At 39.4% G+C, this 21,066-nt stretch carries 22 protein-coding genes; 16 read left to right on the top strand and 6 right to left on the bottom strand.

All coding sequences use genetic code 11. The features are described 5' to 3' along the window. Positions 1-36: 36 nt before the first annotated feature. Genes ACHFIZ_RS16595 through ACHFIZ_RS16580 form a run of 4 tightly spaced genes read left to right on the top strand, consistent with a single transcriptional unit; the run spans position 37 to position 2,795 of the window. Positions 37-429 carry a DUF4783 domain-containing protein gene (locus tag ACHFIZ_RS16595; protein WP_410887871.1) on the top strand — a complete coding sequence of 131 codons (393 nt, stop codon included), beginning with the start codon at positions 37-39 and terminating at the stop codon, positions 427-429. A gap of 35 nt (positions 430-464) precedes the next feature. Then, positions 465-1,307: a carboxylating nicotinate-nucleotide diphosphorylase gene (nadC, locus tag ACHFIZ_RS16590; protein WP_410887869.1), complete on the top strand. Its 843-nt coding sequence runs from the start codon at positions 465-467 to the stop codon at positions 1,305-1,307. 2 nt (positions 1,308-1,309) lie between these two features. Next, positions 1,310-1,957, top strand: a complete 648-nt coding sequence (gene plsY / locus ACHFIZ_RS16585) for a glycerol-3-phosphate 1-O-acyltransferase PlsY (protein ID WP_410887867.1) — start codon at positions 1,310-1,312, stop codon at positions 1,955-1,957. A gap of 10 nt (positions 1,958-1,967) precedes the next feature. Beyond that, positions 1,968-2,795: a M48 family metallopeptidase gene (locus ACHFIZ_RS16580; RefSeq protein ID WP_410887865.1), complete on the top strand. Its 828-nt coding sequence runs from the start codon at positions 1,968-1,970 to the stop codon at positions 2,793-2,795. Between the two features lie 8 nt (positions 2,796-2,803). Here ACHFIZ_RS16580 and ACHFIZ_RS16575 read toward each other — a convergent pair whose 3' ends face one another. The 4 genes from ACHFIZ_RS16575 to ACHFIZ_RS16560 all read right to left on the bottom strand — a co-directional run bounded on the left by ACHFIZ_RS16575 (position 2,804) and on the right by ACHFIZ_RS16560 (position 8,245). Beyond that, complete coding sequence (locus tag ACHFIZ_RS16575; RefSeq protein WP_410887863.1) at positions 2,804-4,075, bottom strand: anthranilate synthase component I family protein; 1,272 nt, start codon at positions 4,073-4,075, stop codon at positions 2,804-2,806. Between the two features lie 93 nt (positions 4,076-4,168). After that, a complete protein-coding gene (locus ACHFIZ_RS16570; protein WP_410887861.1) occupies positions 4,169-5,446 on the bottom strand; it encodes an adenylosuccinate synthase in 1,278 nt (425 codons plus the stop codon). Between the two features lie 36 nt (positions 5,447-5,482). Further along, on the bottom strand, positions 5,483-5,974 hold the full coding sequence (locus ACHFIZ_RS16565) for a Fur family transcriptional regulator (RefSeq protein ID WP_410887859.1): 492 nt from the start codon (positions 5,972-5,974) through the stop codon (positions 5,483-5,485). A 63-nt stretch (positions 5,975-6,037) separates the two neighbouring features. Further along, complete coding sequence (locus ACHFIZ_RS16560) at positions 6,038-8,245, bottom strand: RelA/SpoT family protein (RefSeq protein ID WP_410887857.1); 2,208 nt, start codon at positions 8,243-8,245, stop codon at positions 6,038-6,040. Between the two features lie 215 nt (positions 8,246-8,460). Between ACHFIZ_RS16560 and ACHFIZ_RS16555 the strand changes: the two genes are divergently transcribed. From ACHFIZ_RS16555 to ACHFIZ_RS16540, 4 genes are read left to right on the top strand one after another with little or no spacing between them, the layout of a single operon-like run. Further along, positions 8,461-9,078 carry a DUF4294 domain-containing protein gene (locus ACHFIZ_RS16555; RefSeq protein WP_410887855.1) on the top strand — a complete coding sequence of 206 codons (618 nt, stop codon included), beginning with the start codon at positions 8,461-8,463 and terminating at the stop codon, positions 9,076-9,078. Positions 9,079-9,084: 6 nt separating this feature from the next. Then, a complete protein-coding gene (locus ACHFIZ_RS16550) occupies positions 9,085-9,561 on the top strand; it encodes a glutathione peroxidase (RefSeq protein ID WP_410887853.1) in 477 nt (158 codons plus the stop codon). 17 nt (positions 9,562-9,578) lie between these two features. Beyond that, positions 9,579-10,298, top strand: coding sequence for a bacillithiol biosynthesis deacetylase BshB1 (gene bshB1, locus ACHFIZ_RS16545; RefSeq protein ID WP_410887851.1), 720 nt, complete (start codon positions 9,579-9,581; stop codon positions 10,296-10,298). 13 nt (positions 10,299-10,311) lie between these two features. Then, positions 10,312-11,634 carry an acyl-CoA dehydrogenase family protein gene (locus tag ACHFIZ_RS16540; RefSeq protein ID WP_410887849.1) on the top strand — a complete coding sequence of 441 codons (1,323 nt, stop codon included), beginning with the start codon at positions 10,312-10,314 and terminating at the stop codon, positions 11,632-11,634. On the opposite strand, the gene lat is transcribed toward ACHFIZ_RS16540, so the two are convergent. Beyond that, entirely contained in the window at positions 11,635-12,966 is a 1,332-nt protein-coding gene (gene lat, locus ACHFIZ_RS16535) for an L-lysine 6-transaminase (protein ID WP_410887847.1), read from the bottom strand. Between the two features lie 152 nt (positions 12,967-13,118). Between lat and ACHFIZ_RS16530 the strand changes: the two genes are divergently transcribed. From ACHFIZ_RS16530 to ACHFIZ_RS16515, 4 genes are all read left to right on the top strand, one after another. Beyond that, complete coding sequence (locus tag ACHFIZ_RS16530; protein WP_410887845.1) at positions 13,119-13,817, top strand: response regulator transcription factor; 699 nt, start codon at positions 13,119-13,121, stop codon at positions 13,815-13,817. Then, entirely contained in the window at positions 13,801-15,165 is a 1,365-nt protein-coding gene (locus ACHFIZ_RS16525) for an ATP-binding protein (RefSeq protein WP_410887843.1), read from the top strand. The genes ACHFIZ_RS16530 and ACHFIZ_RS16525 overlap by 17 nt, the downstream gene beginning before the upstream one ends. A 200-nt stretch (positions 15,166-15,365) precedes the next feature. Continuing rightward, positions 15,366-15,851, top strand: a complete 486-nt coding sequence (locus ACHFIZ_RS16520) for a hypothetical protein (RefSeq protein WP_410887841.1) — start codon at positions 15,366-15,368, stop codon at positions 15,849-15,851. Between the two features lie 23 nt (positions 15,852-15,874). Next, the gene (locus ACHFIZ_RS16515; protein ID WP_410887839.1) at positions 15,875-16,804 is read left to right on the top strand and encodes a bestrophin family protein; all 930 of its coding nucleotides are present in this window, start codon (positions 15,875-15,877) and stop codon (positions 16,802-16,804) included. Here the strand turns inward: ACHFIZ_RS16515 and ACHFIZ_RS16510 are convergent. Further along, complete coding sequence (locus ACHFIZ_RS16510) at positions 16,801-17,670, bottom strand: 1-aminocyclopropane-1-carboxylate deaminase/D-cysteine desulfhydrase (RefSeq protein WP_410887837.1); 870 nt, start codon at positions 17,668-17,670, stop codon at positions 16,801-16,803. The two genes, ACHFIZ_RS16515 and ACHFIZ_RS16510, sit on opposite strands and share 4 nt — an antisense overlap. Positions 17,671-17,968: 298 nt before the next feature. Between ACHFIZ_RS16510 and ACHFIZ_RS16505 the strand changes: the two genes are divergently transcribed. The 4 genes from ACHFIZ_RS16505 to ACHFIZ_RS16490 all read left to right on the top strand — a co-directional run bounded on the left by ACHFIZ_RS16505 (position 17,969) and on the right by ACHFIZ_RS16490 (position 20,780). Then, on the top strand, positions 17,969-18,997 hold the full coding sequence (locus ACHFIZ_RS16505; protein ID WP_410887835.1) for an RluA family pseudouridine synthase: 1,029 nt from the start codon (positions 17,969-17,971) through the stop codon (positions 18,995-18,997). A gap of 3 nt (positions 18,998-19,000) precedes the next feature. Next, a complete protein-coding gene (locus tag ACHFIZ_RS16500) occupies positions 19,001-19,846 on the top strand; it encodes an aminotransferase class IV (protein ID WP_410887833.1) in 846 nt (281 codons plus the stop codon). 338 nt (positions 19,847-20,184) lie between these two features. Continuing rightward, positions 20,185-20,469, top strand: a complete 285-nt coding sequence (locus ACHFIZ_RS16495) for a type II toxin-antitoxin system RelE/ParE family toxin (RefSeq protein WP_410887831.1) — start codon at positions 20,185-20,187, stop codon at positions 20,467-20,469. 11 nt (positions 20,470-20,480) lie between these two features. Then, complete coding sequence (locus ACHFIZ_RS16490; protein ID WP_410887829.1) at positions 20,481-20,780, top strand: HigA family addiction module antitoxin; 300 nt, start codon at positions 20,481-20,483, stop codon at positions 20,778-20,780. Positions 20,781-21,066: the final 286 nt, after the last annotated feature.

Raw genomic sequence — 21,066 nt, 5'->3', positions numbered from 1 at the left:
TTTATGTTGTTTTGGTGTGTCAGTCAACCCTTGTTTATGAAACCATTACTCTTATTTGTTGTGCTGTTTTTTCATTTTCCTGCGTTTATTGCATCTCAAGGCGATATTATTGACGAACTTTGCGCTCAGTTTAGGTCAGCGAACTCTAAAGATATAGCATCAAACTTTTCTTCAAGTGTAGACTTAATCATCATTGATGAAGAAGATGTCTATTCTAAAGCACAGGCAGAACAAATTTTACGAAGCTTTTTTTCGAAATACACTCCTATAAAATCTACTATCATTCACCGATTAAATACCAATCCAAATTTCAGATATGGAGCTTTGTCTTTGATAACTAAGAATGGGTCGTTCAGGGTTTCAATTACGTTAAAGAAGAACGGGAGCGCTTTTTTTATAACTGAATTAAAAATAGAAACCGAGAAATAGCCGTAAAATGCTATTTTTGGATTTAAATTTAAGTTTTGGATAAGCAAATCATAGATCTGTTCATAAAAAATGCTGTTGCCGAAGACCTTGGTGACGGTGATCACACTTCTCTTTCAACAATCCCTGCAAATGCACAGGGAAAAGCAAAACTCATTATTAAAGAAGATGGTATACTAGCCGGCGTCGAATTAGCGCTGCAAATTTTCAATTATATTGATTCTAGTCTTGTGGTGGAAATGTTTATTAATGATGGTGAAGAGATTAAGTACGGCGACATCGTCTTCAACGTTTCAGGTAATACCCACACTATTCTCCTCGCAGAAAGGCTTGTTTTAAATTGCATGCAAAGGATGAGTGGGATAGCGACTAAGACTCACAACATCGTAAAGTTGCTTGCGGGTTACAAAACTAAATTACTAGATACTCGTAAGACGACTCCTGGACTAAGAGTTATTGAAAAGTGGGCTGTTCGCATTGGAGGAGGCGTAAACCACAGGATTGGTTTGTATGATATGATTTTGATCAAAGACAATCATGTAGATTATGCAGGTGGCATTGCAAAAGCTATTAATGCAGCAAACCAGTACTTGAAAATAAATGCTAAAGCACTTCAGATAGAGATTGAAGTGAGAAACCTTTCTGAACTATCAGCTGTATTATTGACTGGTAATGTTGATCGTATTATGCTGGACAATTTTAAAATAGCAGACTTAAAGGAAGCGATCCAACTCATAGATGGTCGTTTTATTACAGAGGCTTCCGGAGGAATTACTGAATTTAACATTATGGATTATGCGGCGTGTGGTGTCGATTATATCTCAATGGGTGCGTTAACTCATTCCGTTAAAAGTATAGATATGAGTTTAAAGGCCTTCTAGAAATGATATCAATCTTTTCTATCTCAGCAGTTCTGTTCGCTTATCTATTTGGCTCTATACCTACAGCGGTATGGCTTGGACAGGCATTTTATGGCGTCGACGTCAGAGAATATGGAAGCGGAAATGCAGGAGCAACAAATACTTTTAGGGTTCTTGGAAAAAAGGCGGGTATCGCCGTAATGATCATAGACATTGCCAAAGGATACACCGCGACCAACCTTGCCTACTTTATAGGTCTCTCCGTAACTGGCCCTCAGCATACTTCACAATTCGTCAATTATCAACTTGCACTAGGTGTAACGGCAGTAATGGGGCACTTATTTCCAATATTTGCCGGCTTCCGAGGGGGCAAAGGAGTAGCTACGCTTTTTGGAATGATTTTGGCAGTTAACTTCCCAGCAGCTATGTTTTGCGTTCTTGTTTTTGTTGTGGTTTTATTGGCTACTAAATATGTTTCGTTGGGTTCTATATGCGCAGGTTTTACATTTCCGCTAAGTACTATCTTCATATTACAGTCTACCATTAGATCAGAAGTTCTTTACGGTATGTGCGTTTGTATTTTAATACTTATAACTCATCAAAAGAATCTCGAGCGACTCCTCAAAGGCAAAGAATCAAAAGTTTACCTGTTCAAGAAAAAAGCAAGTTAAACTAAAATCTATGAAAAAGTTATTTATTCTTGGTGCAGCCATTACAGGCCTCACTATTTCATCCTGTACAACAGTCCCTTTAACGGGTAGGAGCAGGCTAAATCTGGTCAGTGATTCACAGATGTTACCTATGGCATTTCAGGCCTATGGAGAATTTCTTACAGAGAATAAGGGTGCTGTTCTTTCTGCATCAAATGCACAGGCACAACAAGTTAAACGCGTCGGAAATAATATCATTGCCGCTGTAAAGTCTTACATGAACAACAACGGGTATGCAGAGTTAATTAGAAATTATCAATGGGAAGTGAATGTTGTTCAGAGTAAAGATTTAAATGCATGGTGTATGCCTGGTGGTAAGATTGTAGTTTATACAGGAATTCTTCCTGTAACTAAAGATGATGCTGGTTTAGCCACTGTGATGGGACACGAGATCGCACATGCTATTGCAGGACATTCTGCGGAGCGTATGTCTAAGGAACTTGTTTCTCAAGGTATTGGTGTTGCTGGTAACGTAGCGCTTTCAAAGAACCCGCAAACACAATCAGTGTTTAATACCCTTTATGGAGTGGGAACACCATTAGTAATGCTTAAGTATGGCCGTGACCAGGAGTTGGAAGCTGATAGATTAGGATTAATATTTATGGCCATGGCCGGGTACAACCCTCAAAATGCCACATCTTTCTGGCAAAGAATGGCATCAGCTTCCCAAGGAGGGCAGAAACCACCTGAATTTTTAAGTACCCATCCAAGTGATGCAACAAGGATTGCAAGAATCCAGAATGCATTGCCTGAAGCCCAAAAGTATTATAAGTCAACTACAGGTAAACCTGTAAAGTAATTTGAATGCTACCTTAGGGTAGCATTTTTACTTTCAATGGTTTGTAAAATAGCTGATGCTTTTAACAAACACTCCTCATATTCATGCGCTGCTTCCGCAGCATAGGTTATTGCACTCCCCACCTGAAATGAAAGATATTTCTCTCCGGCATTGTAGAGGAGACTTCGAATGATAACGTTAAAATCGAAATCGCCTGATGGATCGATGTAGCCCATAGCGCCTGAATAGACACCCCGCCTGGAAAATTCGAGTAACTCAATTAATCGCATTGCGCTTAACTTTGGTGCCCCAGTCATAGAACCCATTGGAAAAGCATTCTTAATGGCATCAATAAAATGTAGCTCAGGATTTAGTTCGCAGCTAATCGTAGAAATCATCTGATAAACTTGAGGAAACCCATAAACTCCAAATAGTTCATTAACTACAACACTTCCCTTCACCGCGCTTTTGCTAAGGTCGTTTCTCACCAAGTCAACAATCATTACATTTTCTGCCCGTTCCTTTGCATTATTTTGCAGGGTTACCCTATTCTGTTTATCCAAAGCCGGGTCTGGACTTCTTTTTGCCGTTCCTTTGATGGGTTGAGATACAAGCTTTGTTCCTCGTTTACAAAGAAAGCGCTCGGGGGTAGCGGCTAAAATGTAATTTTTATACTGTTTGAAATAGCCTGAGAATGGAGTGGGTGATAATTCTTTCAGTTGTAGATAAACCGATACAGGGTCTATAATGGCATGTGTTGCAAAAAATTCCTGACAGAAATTGGCTTCATAAATATCCCCGTGAAAGATATGTTCTTGCATTTTCTCCACTGCAGTAATGTAAACCAGTCTTTCAATCCGTTTATTTACTTTTACAGATGCAATTGCAGCAGCTTCATCAAACTTGATGTTTTGGATAAGGTCGAGAACATTTAAATCGCCAATGATTACATGAACCTCTCCATTTTTCCCAATGATTAGATACTGAGGGATAAAAAAATATAATTCTGGGAATTGTAAATGATCAGGGTTCTGTGAGTCCAGTTCTTCTATTTCGTTTTTCAAGTCATAACTTAAAAATCCAAACATCCAGCTTTTATTTAGGTCATAATAAGCCTTCCAAGTTTCAAACGCATTTCCGACTGAACAGGTGAGCTCATCCGCAACTCCTGCAGCTATTAGAAAGTCGTATTCACCATACTTGTCACTATAGTTATTTGAGTCAAGGTAACAACAAACATCAAAACGATCCGCCCACCTAAGCGCCTTCTGTTTGAATAATTGTATTTCCTCGATCTTCATAAATTCCGATTGCAAATGTATCGATATGCTTTAAAATTAGTCCAATAAAAAAGGCGACAATATGCCGCCTTTGTATAATATTTTCGAGAATTACTAATTCAGTTCTAAGGTCTGAGTACGATCGGGACCAACAGACAGAAACTTAACAGGTACTTGCAATTCTTTCTCCAGGAAAGCAATGTAGTCAGCCAGTTTAGCAGGAATCTGATCCACAGCAGTTATTTTGGTGACATCTGTTTTCCAACCCTCAATTTCTTTCAGAACAGGGATAGGCTGAACCGTGATGATATCGTATGGCATATAGTCAATAGTCTCACCATTGTGCTCATAATGCGTGCATGCATAAATGGAATCAAATCCATCCAGAACATCCGCTTTCATCATGATCAAATCGGTGACGCCATTCAACATAATTGCGTATTTCAATGCAGGAAGATCAATCCAGCCACAACGGCGCGCACGACCCGTAGTTGCTCCGAATTCATGACCAACAGAACGCAACGTTTCACCAACTTCATTGTCTAGCTCAGTTGGGAATGGGCCTCCACCTACACGAGTACAGTAAGCTTTGAAAATTCCATAAACATGTCCAACCTTGTTGGGGGCAATACCCAGTCCGGTACAGGCGCCAGCAGTTGTCGTATTTGAAGAAGTAACGAAAGGATAAGACCCAAAATCCACGTCCAGTAAAGTGCCTTGCGCTCCTTCCGCTAGCACAGTCTTGCCTTCCTTAAGAAAGCCATTTACATAGTGCTCGCTATCTACATGAGGAATACTTTTTATGAATTCGATAGCTTCAAAAAATGCTGCCTCTTTCTCTGTTAAATCATACTCAAAATTATAATGAGACAACATGTCTTTATGTTTCTGTACCAGCTTATTATAACGTTCTTTAAAGTCAGGAAGAGTGGTGTCCCCAACTCTCAAGCCATTGCGGCCAGTTTTGTCCATATAAGTTGGCCCAATACCCTTTAAAGTTGAACCAATTTTATCTTTACCCATTTTTTGCTCATTAGCCGCATCAAGCAACTGGTGAGTAGGAAGGATAAGATGTGCCTTACGCGCAATTGCTAATTTACCTTTACCAACAGGATCATGACCAGCAGCTTTAAGGTTGTCTAGTTCCCTTTTTAAAATGATGGGGTCTATAACCACGCCATTTCCAATAAGGTTCATTGTTTTTTCGTTAAATATACCTGACGGAATAGTGTTTAGAACAAATTTTTTGCCATCAAACTCTAAAGTATGCCCGGCATTCGGACCGCCTTGAAAACGAGCTATCAAATCATACTGAGGACTTAATACATCAACAATTTTCCCTTTGCCTTCATCGCCCCATTGCAGGCCTAGAAGCACATCTACTTGCGTCATTCTTAAAATTTAATAGAAATATTTATAATTGGATTTTTAACTCGCATTCTTAATGGCTGTGTTCTTAATGTTCATTGATGCTTTTGCAGAACAATCAAAGCAAACACCATATAAGTTAAGGGAATGGTGCTTGATCTCAAATTTCAGCAGATCACCAACCATGCTTTGTATTTGATGTACACGTGGGTCACAGAACTCCACAACCTTCCCACAGTCAATACAAATAATATGATCATGCTGATGGTATCCGTACGATTTTTCAAATTGAGCCATGTTTTTACCAAACTGATGTTTGGTAACCAGATCACAGGAAACCAACAACTCCAAAGTATTATACACAGTAGCTCTACTCACACGATACTTTTGGTTTTTCATGTGTATATATAACGTCTCCACGTCAAAATGATCATCTCTGGAATAGATCTCTTCTAAAATGGCGAAACGCTCAGGTGTTTTTCTAAGACTCTTATTTTCGAGGTAAGCTTCAAATATTTTTCTTACCAGCTCGCTGTTGTGGTTTGTAGACATAGTTATTAAACTCCTATCAAAGGTATCAATTTTTATATTAAACGCTAATGATTTGTTGGTATTTTAAGTGTCAAAACGTGTTACTGCTGTGACTCCTTTTACCAGCATGAGGTTTTCAATCAGGTTGTCCAGGTGCTCTTTGTCGTTCACAAATATCATGATGGCCCCGTCAAAGATTCCATTGTCTGTATCTACTGTGATGGACCGCATATTCACTTTGAAATCACTAGAGATAACCTTCGTGATTTTGTTGATCAGGCCCACATCATCGATGCCAATAATATGTAGGCCAGTTAAGAACGTTAATTCCTGCTGCCTATTCCATTTAGCTTTAACAACCCTGTAGCCGTAGTTGGCCATAAGTTGGGCTGCATTGGGGCAGCTTATTCTATGAATTTTAATCCCTTCGTTAACTGTTACAAAACCGAACACATCATCTCCCGGGATCGGATTGCAACACGCCGCCAACGTATAATCAATTTTTTGTAAATCTTCGCCAATCAATAAGGTATCAGACTCTTTGCCCTTAACCTTATTCAGTATCGCATCAATCTTCTGATTGTCGTTTTTTTCAGTTCCTCTGTTCTCTATCTCTTTCTCACTTGCCAGGTAGTCTTTGAGGTCTTTGAGTTCTACTTTACCGTGTGCAACCGCTACGAATAGCTCTTGTGTAGAAGGCAGTTTGAAGAAGTAGCTGATCTTATTTAGGTTGTCAGTATTATAGGTGATCTTCAACGATTTGAGTTTGCGCTCTAGGGCTTCCTTACCCATTTCTGCAACCTTCCGCTTCTCTTCTTTCAACGAAGATTTGATCTTTGATTTTGCCTTCGCAGTAACAACGGTATTTAACCAATCCTCTTTCGGAGTTTGCTTGCTGGAAGTGATAATCTCTACCTGATCCCCATTCTGAAGCTTATAAGAAAGCGGAACAAGTTTATGATTTACCTTTGCGCCAATACACTTGGCGCCCACATCAGTATGGATCTCAAAAGCGAAGTCTAAAGCCGTAGCACCGAGAGGAAGTTGAAGTAACGCACCCTTAGGGGTGAAAATGAAGATCTCATCAGAAAACAAATTCATCTTGAAGTCATCAAGGAAATCCAAAGCATTTGATTCTGGATTGTTAAGCATTTCCCGAACATTCATAATCCACTGGTCCAGTCCGTTGTCATTACTGGATTCTTTATATTTCCAGTGTGCAGCAAATCCTTTTTCCGCAATCTCATTCATACGTTGGGTCCTGATCTGTACTTCAACCCACTGTCCTTTTGGACCCATGACAGTAGTGTGCAAAGACTCATAGCCATTACCCTTCGGAGAAGATACCCAGTCGCGCAGCCTATCGGGGTTTGGGCGATAAAGGTCGGTGACTATCGAATACGCTTTCCAGCAGTCGGCTTTTTCGTGTTCTGGTAAACTGTCCAAAATGATTCTGACGGCAAATAAGTCATAAACTTCCTCAAACGGAATGTTTTTGCTTTTCATCTTGTTCCAAATAGAATGGATGGATTTTGGACGACCGTAAATGGCTGCTGTAAAACCCTGCTCAGCTAATATCTCATTGATAGGGTCCACAAACCTTTTGATAAATAAGCTGCGTTCGGCCTTCTTTTCATTCAGCTGGGTCGCAATGTACTTATAGGTGTCAGGTTCCAGATATTTCATCGAGAGATCCTCTAATTCGGACTTTATAGTATACAAACCCAGCCTGTGTGCCAATGGTGCATATAAGTAAATCGTCTCTGACGCAATCTTCAACTGCTTTTGGCGGGGCATAAAATCCATAGTTCGCATGTTGTGCAATCTATCAGCCAGCTTAATCAGAATCACCCTCACATCATCGGCAAGGGTAAGCAACATCTTTCTAAAGTTTTCAGCCTGTAGCGAGCTGTTATAATCGAATACGCCTGAAATTTTTGTTAAGCCGTCAATGATCTTTGCCGTCTTCTTGCCAAATTCCCGCTCAATGTCCTCCAGCGTAATGTCAGTATCTTCCACCACATCGTGTAATAACGCACAAACAATGGAAGTTGTGCCCAAGCCTATTTCTTCCGCGGCAATTTGTGCTACCGCGATGGGGTGGTATATATATGGCTCGCCAGATTTACGGCGCATATTTTTATGGCTTTCCAGAGCCATGTCGAAAGCTTTTCTAATTTCCTTCTTATCCCCACGTTGCATTGTCGGTTTACAAGCACGTAAAAGAGCCCTGTATCTTTTTAAAATCTCCAGCTTTTCTGCTTCTAAATCAATCACTAATGCATTTTTCATCAACATCTTATCTTCCTTTAATTAATATAGGTTTTTTTATTCGTCTCCATGACTACCTCCACAATAAAAGCTTGACTTATGTGTTCTCTAGTGTAGTTCTGCTAATGTATTATTTAGGTAAAAAATATGGCTATTTATTTGCATAATAATTACATTAGGGTTTAAATTAAGTCCATAATATTAAATTAGCCGTATCTTTACAGGGTTATAAATTTATGAAATTTTATAGATTATTTGTTCTGTCAATTGTCATTATTAGCAGCATATCCGCGACTGCCCAAGTCTCTGTTGTGTCTGTTAAAATGCCCGTTCTAGGTAAAAACGATACCATTCGCGTAGCCGGAACAAATGAGAATGGAGAAATGATTCCTTGGATTCCTTTAAATGAAGTAGTCATTTACGGTTATCGCATTTTTAAAACTCCTGCAGATCAGATCGCATTTAACAGGTTAAAGTACAATGTGATGAAAGTGATGCCTTACGCATTGTTCGCAAAAAGAAGGTATGAGCAATTAGAACGGGAAGTCGCATCTACTGCGGACAAAAAAGAACAAAAAAAATTCGTAAAACAGTGCGATAAGGAGATAAAAGATATGTTTAACCGCGAAATCAAAGAATTAACGATCACGCAAGGACAAATTCTTACAAAATTGATAGATAGGGAGCTGGGGCGTACAACTTACGACATAGTAAAGGAAACAAAAGGTGGTATAACAGCGTTTCTGTATCAATCGGTAGCCAGAGTTGTGGGTCATAACCTGAAAAGTACCTATGATCCTTGGCAGGATAGAGACATTGAGTCTATCATCGTATCCTCTGGCTTTTATCAATAAATGAACATGTCTGATACATCTAAAAGCATTCACCAATTCAAAGTTAAACTCATTGATGGCGTTGAAACCAATTTTTTATCCTACAAAAACAAAGTTCTACTCGTAGTCAACATTGCCACGGGATGCGGATTCGCCCCTCAGCTCAAAGAGCTTCAGCAGTTGAAAGAAGAGTTAAATGACAACGATTTTGAAGTGCTCGCTTTTCCCTCAAATGATTTTGGTCGCCAGGAACCGTTAGATGGCGAAGCGATAGCTGCTTTTTGTCAGCTCAATCATGGGGTAAAGTTTCCAATATTTCAAAAGATCATGGTAAGGGGAGCAGCAGCGCACCCTTTATATAAATTTTTATCTGAGGTATCTACACCGAGATGGAACTTTCACAAGTATCTGATCAATCGTGATGGTGAAGTAGTCGACTATTTCTATCCTTTCACCACCCCATTATCATCGAAAGTCAAAAAGAAGATTCTCAAATTAATTTAATGTTCTAATAAAACAATATGAAGTTAGATATATTGGTGTTTGCCGTACATCCCGATGATGCAGAACTTGGATGTTCTGGTACCATTTTAAAGCACATCGCAGAAGGTAAAAAGGTGGGCATAATAGATTTCACACGAGGTGAACTTGGTACACGTGGTACCGCCGAAACCCGTGATCAGGAAGCCGCTGAATCTGCAAAAATCCTTGGTCTTCATGCCAGAGAAAACCTCAGGTTCCGGGATGGCTTTTTCGTTAATGATGAAAAGCATCAGCTTGAGATTATTAAAATGATCCGAAAATATCAACCTGAATTAGTGCTTACTAATGCCTTACAAGATAGGCACCCGGATCATGGCAGGGGAGGGGATCTGGCAAATGATGCTTGTTTTTACTCAGGCTTGTCAAAGGTTGAAACTATCATTGAAGGCAAAAAGCAACAGGCATGGAGACCTTCATTAATACTTCAGTACATTCAGGATCACTACATAAAGCCTGATATCATTATCGATATTACTCCCTACATCGAAAAAAAAATCGCTTGTATTCAGGCATTTAAAACCCAGTTCTATAATCCAGATCAGGAAGAAGGACCAGAAACCTATATTTCTTCACCAGAGTTTTTTGACAGCGTTGTAGGGAGAGCCAGAGAAATGGGTAAGTCTATTGGAACCACCTATGCTGAAGGTTTTACCTCTAGAAAGTTATTAGGCGTCAACAGCCTGTTTGATTTAAAATAACTAAACCGCTACCATGTCGATCTTCTCTAACATCAAAAGTGCTTACAAAATCTTTAAGAAAGTAGACGTTACGAAAGTACTTGATTCTCTCTCTCACATGGATGAAAACCAATTAAACGGTTTATTGAAGATGATGAGCTCTAATCATAAACAGCGTGAGCTGCCTCCAATAGATGGCGACTTTTATCATCTTGGAGATGAAGCCTTGAAAGACGACGACAGAGCATTGCAGCTTACGGTTAGGGCTTTTCTTGAGAAAGAGGTCAAGCCTGTCGTAAATAAATATTGGCTAAAAGCAGAATTTCCGCACGAACTCATCCCAAGGATAGCGTCCTTAAATATCTGCGGCTTAACCTATGATGGTTATGGATGTCCTAACAAGTCAAACCTGATGGAAGGTATGCTGGCAATGGAAATGGCTAGAGTTGATACTTCTATTTCTACCTTCTTTGGTGTTCAAAGTGGCCTGGCGATGGGCTCCATTTATCTTTTAGGATCTGAGCAGCAGAAGCAAGAATGGTTGCCGGAAATGCAGCAGTTTAAAAAGATAGGTGCATTTGGACTGACAGAGCCGGAAGTAGGTTCAGGAGTGGCAGGCGGATTGACCACAACCGCAAAAAGAACCGGCGATAAGTGGGTGCTAAATGGGCAGAAAAAGTGGATAGGCAACGCTACCTTCTCTGATGTTACCATCATTTGGGCAAAAGACCTGGATGATAATCAGGTAAAAGGTTTCCTTGTTCGGAAAGGCTCAAAAGGCTTTTCAGTAGAAAAAATGCTTGATAAAATGGCACTAAGGATAGTGCAGAACGGACTCATCACCCTTACCAATTGTGAAGTCGAAGAAGCAGATCGTTTACAAAATGCAAACTCCTTTAATGACACTGCGAAAGTACTAAAAATGACCAGGGCTGGCGTCGCCTGGCAGGCCGTTGGTTGTGCAAGAGGAGCCTATGAAAGTGCCTTGCACTACACCAGAACAAGAAAGCAGTTTGGAAAGCCAATTGCATCCTATCAGTTAATCCAGAACCATCTGGTAGAAATGCTTTCCAATCTTACTGCAATGCAAACCCTGTGTTTCCGCTTGTCGCAGCTGCAGGATCAAAACTTACTTACCGATGAGCACGCATCTCTTGCAAAGGTTTTTTGTTCTATGAGAACCAGGGACGTGGTGAGCAGGGCACGAGAAGTTATGGGCGGCAATGGTATCTTGTTGGAGTATGATGTAGCACGTTTCGTTGCCGATGCCGAAGCTATTTATTCTTATGAGGGAACAAAGGAAATTAACACGCTGATTGTCGGCCGAGCCATCACCGGATTCTCTGCTTTTGTCTAATTACAAAGTGCCCAGTATAGTGTCCATTATAAATAATCCTTCATCAATATGTTTCGACTCCATGCAAAGCGCAGGTCTGAATCGTATCGTTTGATTGCCGCAACCCAGAAACATCACGTTATTTTCCAGTCCCTTTTTTATGAAAGTATCCCGCATCTCTTTTTTGGGAAAGTCAAATGCGCACATTAAGCCCTTGCCGCGAACATTAGTCATCTGATCATACTTGTTTGCAAGCTGTAAAAGACCGTCTTGTAGATAAGAACCTACAACAGCAGCATTTTCGCACAACTTATCCTCTTCAATAATTTGCAAAATTTGTGAAGACCTAACCATGTCGACTAAGTTTCCACCCCAAGTAGAATTGATTCGGGAAGAAACGTTAAATACATTCCGTTCTATTTCATCTACTTTATTTCCTGCCAGAATTCCGCAAACTTGCATTTTCTTACCAAATGCTAAAATATCTGGTTGTGCTTCTTCTTTATAATGTTGATGACACCAAAACTTGCCCGTCAAACCAACGCCTGTCTGAACTTCATCATAAATGAGAAAAGCACCGTTTTCATCAGCGAGAGTTTTTAATTGAATTAGAAACTCCTCTCTTAAGTGGTTATCCCCACCTTCAGATTGGATGGGCTCAATAATGATTGCGCAAATATCATCTTTGTGTTTTATAAAGGCCTGCTTTATCTGGGTAATTGAGATAGCCTCAGACTCGATTGCAGTCTGCAAATTATCATCTACTAATGGATATCTAACAATAGGGGTAGCCACTCGTGGCCAATCAAACTTAGCATACCATTTTGTCTTGTCTGGTAAGGTATTAGTCAAACTTAAAGTGTATCCTGTTCTACCATGAAATGCTTTTTCAAAATGTAAAACCTTAAAACCTTTTTCCTGCTGATAGCCTTTACCAAAATTCTTTTGAACCTTCCAATCCATCGCAACCTTTATGGCATTTTCTACTGCCAAGCCCCCTCCCGCAATAAAAAATGCATGTGGAAGATAGGAAGGAATACCAACTCTGGAAAATGTATTCACAAATTCTGCATACTGTTGCGTGTAGACATCAGAATTAGATGGATTAGCCAGCGCTGCCTGTAACAAATTATTCTTAAATCCCTCATCACCAATCATCTTTGGATGATTATATCCAAGAGGTACAGAAGCAAAACAAGTGAAAAAATCTAAAATTCTGCGGTTGTGTTTTGAATCATAAATATACACTCCCTCACTTTTTTCTATGTCATAGGTTAAGTCGAAGCCGTCTGCTAGAATGTGCTTACTTAAACTTTGGCTAACCTCATCTGGAGCTATGGTCAGTTTATACATAATCCTATATTATGGTTTCTATCAAACTTAGAAAAAATTAACCAGACCTCCCATTCCCAAAATGGCTATTTAACACAGTCATGTAAAAGTAAATACTATTAGCCAAACTATTTTTTTCATTACAAGTTTCTATTTTGAGAGAAATTGATCTAATGAAAGTATTATTAGTTGAAGATACACCCGATTTGGTATCTATTATTTTAAGGGGATTGACCGAAGAGGGGATGGAAGTGAGCGTTGCAGGAGATGGCAATACTGCATTGGATATGGCCTTCAAATACGATTTCGAGGTAATCATTTTAGATATCATGCTTCCAGGGATCAATGGAATCCAAGTCTGTAAAGAGATAAGGAAGAAAAATGAAAATATAGCAATCATCATGCTCACTGCGCTAGGAAGCACAGAGAATATTGTCACCGGACTGGAAAGTGGGGCGGATGACTACCTATTGAAACCATTCAAATTGATGGAGCTTTCTGCCCGGATTCGTACCCTTGTCAGGAGAAGCAGGACAACAGCTATACCTCAAGAGAAAGTGTCCATTGCCGATCTCGAGGTTAATATGTCTTCTAAGACAGTTTCCAGATCAGGGAGATCTATCAGCTTGACAGCCACAGAATACCGTTTATTGGAGTACCTTATGAGAAATCAAAACAGAGTGCTCTCGAGAATCCAAATTTTGGAGAATGTATGGGATATAGATTTCAATATGGGAACAAATGTTGTCGATGTCTATATAAACTACTTACGTAAAAAGATAGAAACTCCCGATGCGGGAAAGCTGATTCATACTGTTTTTGGTATGGGCTATATATTGAAAGAAGATCTGATTAATGAAGATTCAAACTAAAATAACATTACTGTTTTTCGGACTAGGCACAGTGGGCTTGATCTTGCTTACAGCTTCTATCTTTTATTTTGTATCAGAATTTAATTTTGAAGATTTCTTTAAAAGATTGGAGGCGAGGGCCAATCTCGCTGCTGAAATTAAAATCCATCCAGACGATAAGTCGGCAACATATCAGGAAGTCCGGAATCGATATCTTGAAAAATTAGCAGAGGAGCAGGATTTTCTGATCAAACTTGATTCAAATAACATCTTCAAACACCCTGCTGGTTTAACCCTTCCTGAAACATTTTACGATGAAATTCTAAAAAATGGCAAAGCCCGGTACAATGAAAAAAACCATTTTTATTATGGCGGATTATACCACACAAATTGGGGTAATTACGTTGTTGTTGTCAATGCTGCAGATCCATATGGCTTTAAAGAACTGGAAGCACTTACTAAGATCTTGATTATCGTTTTTGTTGTTTTTTTGGTACTCATATTTGTCGCCGGACGTATTTTCTCTCATTACACGGTTAAGCCTATCACTTCTATTATAAAAAAAGTAAATAACATATCCGCAAACAATTTGAACTCTCGTTTAAAGGCGCTTAAAGGTAAAGATGAACTCGCAGAGCTTGTGCTTACTTTCAATAATATGCTGAACCGACTGGAAACTGCTTTTGAAACGCAGAATAATTTTGTCAGTAATGCTTCTCATGAATTGAAAACACCCTTGGCCATTATTAGTGGCGAAGTAGAACTGTTACTTGCGCAGAATAACTTATCTGAAGAAACTAAGGCTGCGTCAAAAGTAATTTTATCCCATGCAGAGAAACTAAGTCATATATTAACAAGCTTACTTGGGTTAGCTCAATCTGGCTTTGATGGTAAGCGACAAAATTGGCAGAAGATCAGAATTGACGAATTGGTTCTCGAAGTGGCAGATGCGGTGAAGAAAATTGACCCGGAGGGAACAATTCAGATTGACTTTTCCGAGCTGCCTCAGGATGAATCGCAATTATTTATTGATGGAAACCTGAACCTCTTACAGCTTGCTATAAGTAACATTTTATTGAATGCTTGCAAGTACTCTAACCATCAAACGGTAAAGGTTAGTGTGACTTCAAAACAAGGACGTGTGAGTGTAAGCGTGATCGATGAAGGCATCGGGATTCCTGATGAAGAGCAGCAGCATATATTTGAACCATTCTTTAGGGCATCCAATACAGGAAAATTTCAAGGTCATGGAGTAGGATTGCCATTAACACTAAACATCATCCGTCTTCACAAGGGTTCTATTGGAATAAGATCTGAAGAAAACGTCGGCACAGAGATCAATATCATGATTCCTGTAAGCGGATTCTAATGACTTTCTAATAATTATACTCCCTGAAGTTGTATACTAATCTAAATCTGCTCAGTCTATCAATAAACTCTCTATTCTTAGAGTTACTACCGTAAAATTCTAATGCCAATCTAATGATTATCTAAGCTGGCTCTAATGCCTCCGTTGTAGTATTGTATAAGTAATTAATCGAGGAAGAAACCTTTAAAAAAACTATACTTATGAAAACGATCCTAATCCCAACAGACTTTTCGCAAAGATCTCTTGACTGCATTCCTAGTTTATGTTCACAATATGACACCCAGAAGGTTTCTTTTGTATTCGTTCATATGTTTAAACTTTCAGATTCGATCGGAGATCTTTTAATGCTTTCCAGAAGATCTAGAGAATTTGAGAATATCAGCGATGATTTTTACAATAAATGTACAACATACAAAGCACAACTTCCAAATATAGAAGTTATCAAAATTGAGTTTTTTTATGGAAGCACAATCAGTATGTTCCGCAACTTTTTGGAAAATCATGAAGTGGACTGCGTCCTAATTCCTGCTGATTGCTCTTGCAGTAAGATCAATAAGTCTAGCATTGATCCGGCAATACTAATAGAGAAATCGGCTTTGCCGGTAATTAGTATAAATAGAACCCAATTAGAAAAACCAGCTAGAGAACTGCGCATTACTCCAGAGCTGCAACTAGCCCAAGCCTAATTTTCACCTAAATCCATTGAAATATGTTATTAAAAGATAATGTTCCCGTTAAATATATGTTTGATAAAATCAAGGTTGAGGTGCTGTTTGTTACCCTATACGCGGTTTTAATTGCCATATTATACAACAACTTTCATATTACCCGAATCTCGATTCCAATTGCAGTGCCGACTATTTTAGGAACTGTAATTTCACTTCTTTTGGCATTTAAATCCAATCAAGCCTATGATAGGTGGTGGGAAGCCCGAACAATTTGGGGTGCTATCGTTAACGATACCAGAACCCTGACCCGTCAGCTTTTAACCTTTGTAGACGATCCTTATGGCGCTGATAACGAGAAGGCTTTTTGCGAACGAATGGCCAAAAGACAGATTGCCTGGTGCCATGCTTTAAGTCGTCACTTGCGTGGTCATGATCCTTTAGAAGGTTTAGAAAAATTGATTAGTCAGGAAGATATAGACTTCATCAGTCGCTACAACAATATACCTCTTGCTTTGCAGGAATTGCAGGGCGTAGATTTGAGAAATGCTTTTAAATTAGGATGGATAAACGAATTTCAACAGGTTCAGATTGATAATACACTTACCTCATTCTCCAATGAAATGGGTGGCTGTGAAAGAATTAAAAATACAGTGTTCCCCGTAACCTACAGTGTTTACATCAGGTTCGCATTGTTCTTATTCATATTGTTACTACCTTTCGGATTGATCGAGTTTTTCGGGGTGGTAGAGGTCCCTTTGGTAATTGCGATCGCTTCTTCTTTTCTCCTGATTGAAAAGATGGCTGTACATCTGCAAGATCCCTTTGAAAATAAACCAACTGATACCCCAACTACCGCTATTTGTGATACGATTGAGCGCGACATTAAACAGATGTTGAAAGAGAACTACAGACAGGATGAAAAGTTGTCAGGCACGCCTGCTCAAAAGTCGAAAATGTACTACGTCCTTTAAATTTTATCTTTAATACCCATAAGTCCCAGTAGCCCGCCAGTGTGGAGGGCTACTATTTTTTCTTCTGGCTTAAACCAGCCTTTTTTAACCAAATCATCAATTGCATAAAACATTTTTGCAGTATATACCTGGTCAATTAGAATACCTTCTTCAGCAGTAAAAGCTTTCATGAAAGTAATGAGTTCTGAAGTTGTTTTAGCATATCCTCCAAAGTGGTAATCGAGGTGTAATGTCAGCTGAGTATCGAGCCCTGTATATTTGATGATTTCTTCTCCGATAAAACCTCCGCCCTTTAGTACCGGTACCACATGGAGTTGAGTGCTTAACCCTGCATCGTAAATACCTTTTAATAGCCCAGCAGCTGTAGTACCTGTTCCGGCTGCGCAGAAAATATGGTCTATGTCTTCAGGTAATTCCTGGATAATCTCCGCACAGCCCAAAATCGCTTCATAAGAAGCCCCTCCTTCATCAACGAAATAGGTATCTGGATCACCCCCAAAATATTGTTCGTAAAGTGTTTTCTTTTGTCTGTAGGATTCTCTGTCAGTGAAGATGAGTTCCATGCCAAACAACCGACAAATCATAAGCATTTCATTGTTAAGAGATTCTCCTCTAACAAATGCGGTACTTTTAAATCTCGATCTGGAACAAGCGGCAGCGGTAGCAACTAAGTGATTAGAATAAGCACCGCCGAACGTGACGATGTGCTTTTTGTCTTGATGTTCAGCCTCTTTGAGGATGTACTTGAGTTTGCGCCATTTATTCCCCGAGATAAACGGGTCAATTAGATCATCTCTCTTGACCAGAATCTGGTTTCTTGAGGAATTTTTTAATCGATCTATCGGACTGAAAATATTTGAAAACATTTAAACAAATATAGCAGGCCGAATGTTGACATAGGGTTTAAGGTTTAAAATATATTTTCCTTATTAGGTAAGGGAAAAAATTCAACACTATTTTCACATTTTCAGTAAAATTTTTCATAATCAAGAGTATTAGGTTAAGTAATCGCACCCTATCAAATAGCAGGCCAATTTCTTTTTTTTAAATATGTAATCTGTAAAGATTAGTTTTGCACCAGGAAATCACCCCGCGCCATTAAGTTAAAAACAAGCAAAAGGTAACGACTTAAAGATTTCTTAACATCAAAACATAAAAAAATTAATGGAAAACCATAGTAGCTCCTCCGAGCTTGATGATCAGGAATTGTACGAACATCTGAACATTGTTGTAGATAAAGGACAATCTTTGCTTCGTATTGACAAATTTTTAATGCACCGTGTTGAAAATGCTTCCAGAAATCGCATTCAGAAAGCAATTGAAGCTGGAAATGTGCTTGTCAATAAAAAAATAATCAAAGCGAATTATAAGGTGAAACCTGCAGATGAGATCTCTGTCGTGTTTCCCCATCCTCCAAGAGATACTGAAGTTTACCCTGAAAATATCCCTCTTGAAATCGTGTATGAAGACCAGGATTTGCTGGTTGTAAACAAGCCAGCGGGCATGGTAGTGCATCCAGGCTATAATAATTATACAGGAACGCTCGTAAATGCATTGGCTTTCCACTTCGAACAGCTCCCGGAATTGCCTGGAAACGAAGGAAGACCCGGTTTAGTTCACCGTATAGATAAAGATACATCTGGTCTTTTGCTTATCAGCAAAAACGAGATCACCATGACCAAGCTCGCAAAACAATTCTTTGACCATTCGATTACTCGTAAATATGTGGCTTTAGCCTGGGGTGATGTACTTGAAAATGGAACAGTTACCGGATATATCGGTCGCAGCCTAAAAAACAGGATTATCATGGATGTATATGATGATGAAGAAAAAGGAAAGTGGTCGGTAACACATTATTCGGTTCTTGAACGTTTAGGATATGTAACTTTAATTAGTTGCCAACTTGAAACTGGTCGCACCCATCAAATCAGAGCACATATGCAACACATCGGTCATCCACTCTTTAATGACGCCAATTATGGTGGGGATAAAATCGTTAAGGGTACGACTTTTAACAAATACAAACAGTTTGTACAAAATACATTCGACTTGTTACCGCGACAAGCCCTACATGCACAAACATTGGGCTTTATCCATCCAAGTACGCAAAAATACATGGAATTTGAAGCACCTTTGCCCCCTGATTTTGACGCAGCATTAACTAAATGGAGAAACTACATCGTACAACCTTAGTTCATGCAGCAACAATACATCTTACATAACGACGAATTCTTCTTATCTACCGATGCCGTTCTGACTTCACAAAATCGTGCTTTTAGATATGGGGATGGTCTTTTCGAATCTATGAGGGTGTGCAGTGGAAAATTGCAATTTGCTGAAAAGCATGCAGATAGACTAACTGCTGGAATGAAAGCCCTCAAAATGGAAGGCGCAGGCCTGATGGATGAATATTTTTTGAGGCAAAAGGCTGCAGAGCTGCTAAAGAAGAATAAGTTAAAAGAGGGGGCAAGACTTAGGCTTTCTGTTTACAGGGCTGATGGAGGCTTGTACACGCCTGAAAGTAACAAAACGGGCTACTTGTTGGAAGCTACAGCGATGTCCTCAGAAAACTATGAGCTCAATAAGAAGGGTTTAATAGTTGATGTATTTGATGAGATTACTAAGTCGGCCGATAAATTTTCCAACTTTAAAACCAGCAGTTCCCTTTTATATGTGATGGCTGGCCTTTTTAAAAAACAAAATAGTCTTGATGATGCGTTTATGTTAAATAACGCTGGTTTTTTATGTGAAAGCATCAGCTCCAATGTTTTTGTAGTTTACAATAAGCAAATTTATACTCCCGCGCTTACCGAAGGCTGCGTTGCAGGAACAATGCGGAGCGTAATTATGGAAATTGCAAAACACAATGATGTTCCTTTAATTGAAGCGCAGATCAATCCGGAGGTTTTGAAAGAGGCAGAGGAAGTTTTTGTTACTAATGCGATAACCGGAATACAATGGGTTATGGGCTACGGCAGAAAGCGCTATTTTAATGAAGTTTCCAAGTTTTTAAGCGGGAAATTGAATTTACAGCTATCTTAGATTTTCCAATCTGGTGTGCAAATGTTTGCTGCCTATCTTAGACTTAGGATAGGACAGGTGTAATTGCACGCTCGGGTTGTGCTTTGCTTTAGGCCGCCCTCCTGCCGCAGTGATGCCGCCCTGAGGCCGCCTTTTCCTAGGAAATAGGCGGCCTCAGGGCGGCATCAGGGCCGTCAGATTGCAGCAACACTCAAACCCAGGTAACAGCAAGGTGTAAGAGGAGCATTATATAGTTCACTTAAGTATTATTGTATGGATTTTTAATGCCGAAGGCTTTTATTATAAAATTAACTTGCATAATAAAGTTGACAACTGTAACTTTACAGTTTACATAAGGTATGATTAAGAGTTTTAAGCATAAAGGCCTTAAGCAACTTTGGGAGCATGGTAAAGTAAATAAGCTCCCGGCCGAACATATTAGGCGTATCGAAATAATGCTAGAGATTATCGATGCAACCCAAGAAGTGCCAGAGGACTTTGGGGCTTTTCCAAATTGGAATATCCATAAGCTTTCAGGAGACTTGAATGACTTTTGGAGCGTGAAGGTAAACAAGAATTACCGGATCATATTCCTTTTTGATGGCCAACATGCTTATGACCTTGACTACATAGATTACCATTAAGGAACAATGTCATGAAAAGAACAATGCGATTTATCCATCCGGGCGAGATACTTCGAGAAGAAGTAATTAACGCCAATGACCTGAGTGTGACTAAAGTAGCCGACCTACTAGGCATATCTCGTCAGACTTTAAATAAGATCATTCATGAAAAGTCTGACATCACCCCTGATATGGCTTTTAGGATTTCTAAAGTCTTTGGTGGAACAGCGGATATCTGGGCGAATCTGCAGACAAAGTACAATCTGCACCTAGCATCTATTAGAGCCAAGGAGCTGAACCTTAAACCGTTTGATTTTCACCAAACGGTTTAAGGTTATTTTCTCCTACGGAGGCTGCTTAAGAAGCCTTAGGGCGTGATCAGGGCAGTCCAAATCCATGACCCCCAAACCTGAGTAACAGCGAGTCATAAGGGGAGCATCACTTCATGTTAAATAATTATCGCCAACCAGTTAATTTACCCTTGAAGTTACGATACTACCAAAGTCAAAGTTACTATGGGTAAAATACAAATTTTAGCGGACAGCCAGAAACAAATAGTCGTCGTATCAGCAAGATTTTTGGGGAAATTTATATGGAGGTTTATCTTCGCAACCGCGA

It is taken from the genome of Pedobacter sp. JCM 36344, assembly GCF_046546555.1.
GTDB lineage: Bacteria > Bacteroidota > Bacteroidia > Sphingobacteriales > Sphingobacteriaceae > Pedobacter.
The sequence above is the reverse complement of the archived record's forward strand: the minus strand, read 5'-3'. Positions and strand labels throughout refer to the sequence as shown.

What these genes read in the sequence shown, in the direction of transcription:
- ACHFIZ_RS16560 (WP_410887857.1), bottom strand. Translation starts at nt 8,245, where the DNA reads ATGAAAAATGCATTAGTGATTGATTTAGAAGCAGAAAAGCTGGAGATT.
- ACHFIZ_RS16500 (WP_410887833.1), top strand. Translation starts at nt 19,001, where the DNA reads ATGCAGCAACAATACATCTTACATAACGACGAATTCTTCTTATCTACC.
- ACHFIZ_RS16505 (WP_410887835.1), top strand. Translation starts at nt 17,969, where the DNA reads ATGGAAAACCATAGTAGCTCCTCCGAGCTTGATGATCAGGAATTGTAC.
- ACHFIZ_RS16550 (WP_410887853.1), top strand. Translation starts at nt 9,085, where the DNA reads ATGTCTGATACATCTAAAAGCATTCACCAATTCAAAGTTAAACTCATT.
- ACHFIZ_RS16490 (WP_410887829.1), top strand. Translation starts at nt 20,481, where the DNA reads ATGAAAAGAACAATGCGATTTATCCATCCGGGCGAGATACTTCGAGAA.
- ACHFIZ_RS16520 (WP_410887841.1), top strand. Translation starts at nt 15,366, where the DNA reads ATGAAAACGATCCTAATCCCAACAGACTTTTCGCAAAGATCTCTTGAC.
- ACHFIZ_RS16570 (WP_410887861.1), bottom strand. Translation starts at nt 5,446, where the DNA reads ATGACGCAAGTAGATGTGCTTCTAGGCCTGCAATGGGGCGATGAAGGC.
- ACHFIZ_RS16575 (WP_410887863.1), bottom strand. Translation starts at nt 4,075, where the DNA reads ATGAAGATCGAGGAAATACAATTATTCAAACAGAAGGCGCTTAGGTGG.
- ACHFIZ_RS16540 (WP_410887849.1), top strand. Translation starts at nt 10,312, where the DNA reads ATGTCGATCTTCTCTAACATCAAAAGTGCTTACAAAATCTTTAAGAAA.
- ACHFIZ_RS16525 (WP_410887843.1), top strand. Translation starts at nt 13,801, where the DNA reads ATGAAGATTCAAACTAAAATAACATTACTGTTTTTCGGACTAGGCACA.
- ACHFIZ_RS16565 (WP_410887859.1), bottom strand. Translation starts at nt 5,974, where the DNA reads ATGTCTACAAACCACAACAGCGAGCTGGTAAGAAAAATATTTGAAGCT.
- ACHFIZ_RS16515 (WP_410887839.1), top strand. Translation starts at nt 15,875, where the DNA reads ATGTTATTAAAAGATAATGTTCCCGTTAAATATATGTTTGATAAAATC.
- lat (WP_410887847.1), bottom strand. Translation starts at nt 12,966, where the DNA reads ATGTATAAACTGACCATAGCTCCAGATGAGGTTAGCCAAAGTTTAAGT.
- ACHFIZ_RS16580 (WP_410887865.1), top strand. Translation starts at nt 1,968, where the DNA reads ATGAAAAAGTTATTTATTCTTGGTGCAGCCATTACAGGCCTCACTATT.
- ACHFIZ_RS16530 (WP_410887845.1), top strand. Translation starts at nt 13,119, where the DNA reads ATGAAAGTATTATTAGTTGAAGATACACCCGATTTGGTATCTATTATT.
- ACHFIZ_RS16510 (WP_410887837.1), bottom strand. Translation starts at nt 17,670, where the DNA reads ATGTTTTCAAATATTTTCAGTCCGATAGATCGATTAAAAAATTCCTCA.
- ACHFIZ_RS16595 (WP_410887871.1), top strand. Translation starts at nt 37, where the DNA reads ATGAAACCATTACTCTTATTTGTTGTGCTGTTTTTTCATTTTCCTGCG.
- bshB1 (WP_410887851.1), top strand. Translation starts at nt 9,579, where the DNA reads ATGAAGTTAGATATATTGGTGTTTGCCGTACATCCCGATGATGCAGAA.
- ACHFIZ_RS16555 (WP_410887855.1), top strand. Translation starts at nt 8,461, where the DNA reads ATGAAATTTTATAGATTATTTGTTCTGTCAATTGTCATTATTAGCAGC.
- ACHFIZ_RS16495 (WP_410887831.1), top strand. Translation starts at nt 20,185, where the DNA reads ATGATTAAGAGTTTTAAGCATAAAGGCCTTAAGCAACTTTGGGAGCAT.
- plsY (WP_410887867.1), top strand. Translation starts at nt 1,310, where the DNA reads ATGATATCAATCTTTTCTATCTCAGCAGTTCTGTTCGCTTATCTATTT.